4 protein-coding genes are annotated in these 3,450 nt (G+C 60.2%); all 4 read left to right on the plus strand.

From position 1 onward, the window contains the following. The coding region (locus AC1XOS_RS21195) for a deoxyguanosinetriphosphate triphosphohydrolase family protein (RefSeq protein ID WP_481964201.1) at positions 1-644 on the plus strand (644 nt) is incomplete at its 5' end. 16 nt (positions 645-660) lie between these two features. Beyond that, the gene (locus AC1XOS_RS21200) at positions 661-1,599 is read left to right on the plus strand and encodes an endonuclease/exonuclease/phosphatase family protein (protein WP_481964202.1); all 939 of its coding nucleotides are present in this window, start codon (positions 661-663) and stop codon (positions 1,597-1,599) included. 45 nt (positions 1,600-1,644) lie between these two features. Beyond that, positions 1,645-2,970, plus strand: a complete 1,326-nt coding sequence (locus AC1XOS_RS21205; protein WP_481964203.1) for a DUF1501 domain-containing protein — start codon at positions 1,645-1,647, stop codon at positions 2,968-2,970. A 4-nt stretch (positions 2,971-2,974) separates the two neighbouring features. Next, positions 2,975-3,382: an MOSC domain-containing protein gene (locus AC1XOS_RS21210; protein WP_481964204.1), complete on the plus strand. Its 408-nt coding sequence runs from the start codon at positions 2,975-2,977 to the stop codon at positions 3,380-3,382. The last annotated feature ends 68 nt before the right edge of the window (positions 3,383-3,450 follow it).

Consider the following 3,450-nt stretch of genomic DNA (forward strand, 5'->3'; position numbering starts at 1 on the left):
GTGTGGTGGATGTCTTAGAGAAAAATGGCCAGGGACTCAATCTCACCCACGAGGTGCGAATGGGGATTGTCAAGCACTCCAAGGGGCGCGCCGATCTCTTTGACAACACCGCCCCCGAGCCACCAGGCGCGGAGGATCCGCCGCTGGAGGCGATGTGTGTGCGAATCTGCGATAGAGTCGCCTACATCAACGCCGATATTGACGATGCGTTTCGCGCGGGCGTCCTGCGTCCTCAAGATATTTCCAGCGAGGTCTACGAAGTGCTAGGCCGCACCCACGGCGAGCGCATCTCGACCATGGTGCAGAACGTGATTGAGTGCTCCCTGGACAAGCCCTATGTCACGATGGGCGAGCCGTATCTGTCTGTTACGAATCGCTTAAAAGACTTCATGTTCTCCAATGTCTATGTTCACAAGAACGCCGCCAAGGCCGAGCTGTCTAAAGGCACGGCGCTTCTCAAGCAGCTCTTTCGGCTCTACATGGAGTTCCCCGAGCAGATGCCCGAAAACCGCGCCAATACTTCTATGGATGCATCTGACCGTGCCTTAGTTGTTCTGGATTACATTGCCGGAATGACGGACCGCTTTGCGGGAGACCAGTTTATCCATCATTTCTTCCCCAAAGAATGGCGACGGATGCCGTGATGAACCCTCCCTGTCAATGACAAAGCGCTTGCATCTTCCAAGTTGGTTTTTACCCACGCTCTGTGTCGGCTTGGGAGCGGCGACGTTTTTCGGATTCTTCGGTCGCTGGAGCTGGTTTCTCGATCTGTTCTCCCACTTTCGCGTGGTCTATGCCTGGGGCGCACTGCTACTGGCAGGCTGGTTTCTCTGGCAGAAGAGGCGCAAGTGGGGCGGTGCGGCGCTGTTTTTGTTTCTGGTGAACCTGGCGACGATCTGGCCGTATCTGGTGCGTCTGCCTGCGGAATCGCCATCGGCAAAGGCAGCGCCTCTGAAGCTTTTTCATGCCAACGTGCTGGTGCTCAATACGAACTATGCGGCGGTGCAGGAGCAGATCAAAGCCGAAAACCCAGACATCGTGGCGCTGGCGGAGCTGACGCCGGGCTGGTTTAAGGTGCTGGAGCCTCTCAAACGCGACTATCCCTACTTCATACGCAATCATATCGGAGATCGGTTTGGGCTGGGGATCTGGAGCAAGTTTCCAATGACGGGCGAGGCGATCTATCTCGGGGCAGGGGCGCGGTGCTCGGTTCTGGCGAGAGTCCAGGTTGCAGGAAAGGCGCTGACGATCCTCTACACCCACCCTTGGCCACCATCAAAGGCGAAGTGGGCTGTGGAGCAAAAACAACAGCTTGCTGCTGTGGCGGAGTGTGTTGCTGCGGAACCGGGGCCGAAGCTGGTGCTGGGCGATCTCAATGCAACTCCGTGGAGCTATCTTTTCCGTAAGCTAGAGCACGACTCGGGCTTGCGCGACACGGAGCGCGATGGGGGGATTGCCTTTACCTGGCCAGCGCCGCTCCCGATCCGTATCCCCATTGACCACTGCCTGATCTCAAAAGAGCTGCACGTACTCAGTCGCCGTGCGGGGCGTGCAACGGGCTCGGATCACCTTCCACTGGTGCTGGAACTTGCGCTGTAAAAATGTTACAATGCCATAAGTTTTCAGAGTAGAGGAATGTGAGCTATGGCAAAGCAAGTAGATCCGAATGCGTGTACGGAGTACAACGCATTTTCTCGACGGAGTTTTCTGAGTACGGGCCTGAAGGCAGGGGCGCTTCTGGGCCTCAGTATGACCGATCTGTTTGAGGCGGAAGAAGCCCAGGCGGCGGGGCTGCAAGGCGCGACGGCACAGTCTGCGGTGATTATCTGGCTGGGGGGCGGTGCAAGCCACCTCGACACCTTCGACCTCAAGCCCGATGCACCCGCTGAGATTCGGGGACAGTTCAATCCCATCAATACCAAAGCCGATGGCATGCAGCTTTCTGAGCACCTCCCGCTACTTGCGGCACAGGCCGATAAGTTCTCCCTGATCCGCTCCATGACCACGGGCGAGGCGGCCCACGAGCGCGGCACCCACTACATGCTCACCGGGTTTCAGCCACTTCCTGGCTTTGGCGTCCCCAGCTACGGCTCCGTGGCCGCCAAGTTCTTGCCCACGAAGTCTGCGCTTCCGCCCTATATCGCGGTTCCAGGCCAGCTCCAGTACGGCGGTGCTGGGTTTCTCGGGGCAGCTCTCGACCCGTTTGCACCGGGCGGTGACCCGAACAACGGCGGCTTTAGGGTGCGCGACCTGGACCTGCCCAGCGGCATGACCCTCGAGCGCATGGACCGCCGCAAGTCTCTGCGAGAGTCGGTGGACGCGGCGTTTTCTCGTTTCGAGAAAGGCTCCGACCGTGCCAAGGCGGTGAACTCTTTCTACAACCGCGCCTACGGTCTGCTCAGCTCCGCCGAGGCACGCGCCTCGTTTGATGTCAGCAAAGAACCCGCAAAAGTTCGCGATGCCTACGGACGCACGCAGCTTGGACAGAGCCTCTTGTTGGCGCGACGTCTAGTCGAGGGCGGCGTGCGCTTTGTCACGGTGTCGTCGGGTGGCTGGGACACGCACAACAATGCGTTTAACAACCTCTCGCGCAATCTTCTGCCCACGCTGGATAAAGGCGTCGCCGCTTTTATTGATGACTTGCAGCAGCGGGGCCTCCTCAAGACCACGATGGTGATCGTGATGAGCGAGTTTGGCCGCACGCCGGTTGTCAACCGCGAGGGGGGCCGTGACCACCATGCCCGCTGCTTCTCGGTCTTGGTGGCCGGTGGCGGCGTGAAGGGGGGCGTGGTCGTCGGCTCGTCGGACAGCAAGGGGTTCGAGCCTGCCGAGCGCCCGGTCAAGCCGGAAGATTTAGCGGCGACGATCTACCAGTGCCTTGGCATTGACTACACCCAGTCCCTGACGTCCCCGGAAGGCGTGCGTGTCACCCTCTCGCGCGGCGGTCGCCACATCGGCGAGCTGGTCTAATCGCATGATTCGAAATATCCACATCGCGCCCGAGTCTTGGGCTGCGATGCAGCCGGTTTCGTCGGCGACACTGCTTGCGGGCAGTGGCATTCAGCACGACCGCGAGACCGAGAACATCACGCTGATTGAGGCGGAGGTTGTGGATACCGAAGGCTTTGCTCCGGGCGAGTCGCGGCGCAATATCACGGTCACCGGGATCGCGCTCAATCCGCTCGTCGGCAAGCGTTTTCGGGTAGGAAGTGTGCTCTGTGAGGGTACGGAGCTGTGCCAGCCCTGTGCCAAGCTCGAAGCCCACACACAGCGCCCCGGGCTTGCGCGGCGGCTGGTCAATAAAGCGGGGATTCGGGCACGGGTGCTGGAGGAAGGCGAGATCCATGTGGGCGACACGATCACAGAAGAAACCGGCGGCTAAACCGGCGCCACCCAAAACTCCCCCGTCGGACGGGGGGCGGGGGGGAGCCATTGCCACCAAGCTCCCTC

Source organism: Armatimonas sp. (genome assembly GCF_964826245.1).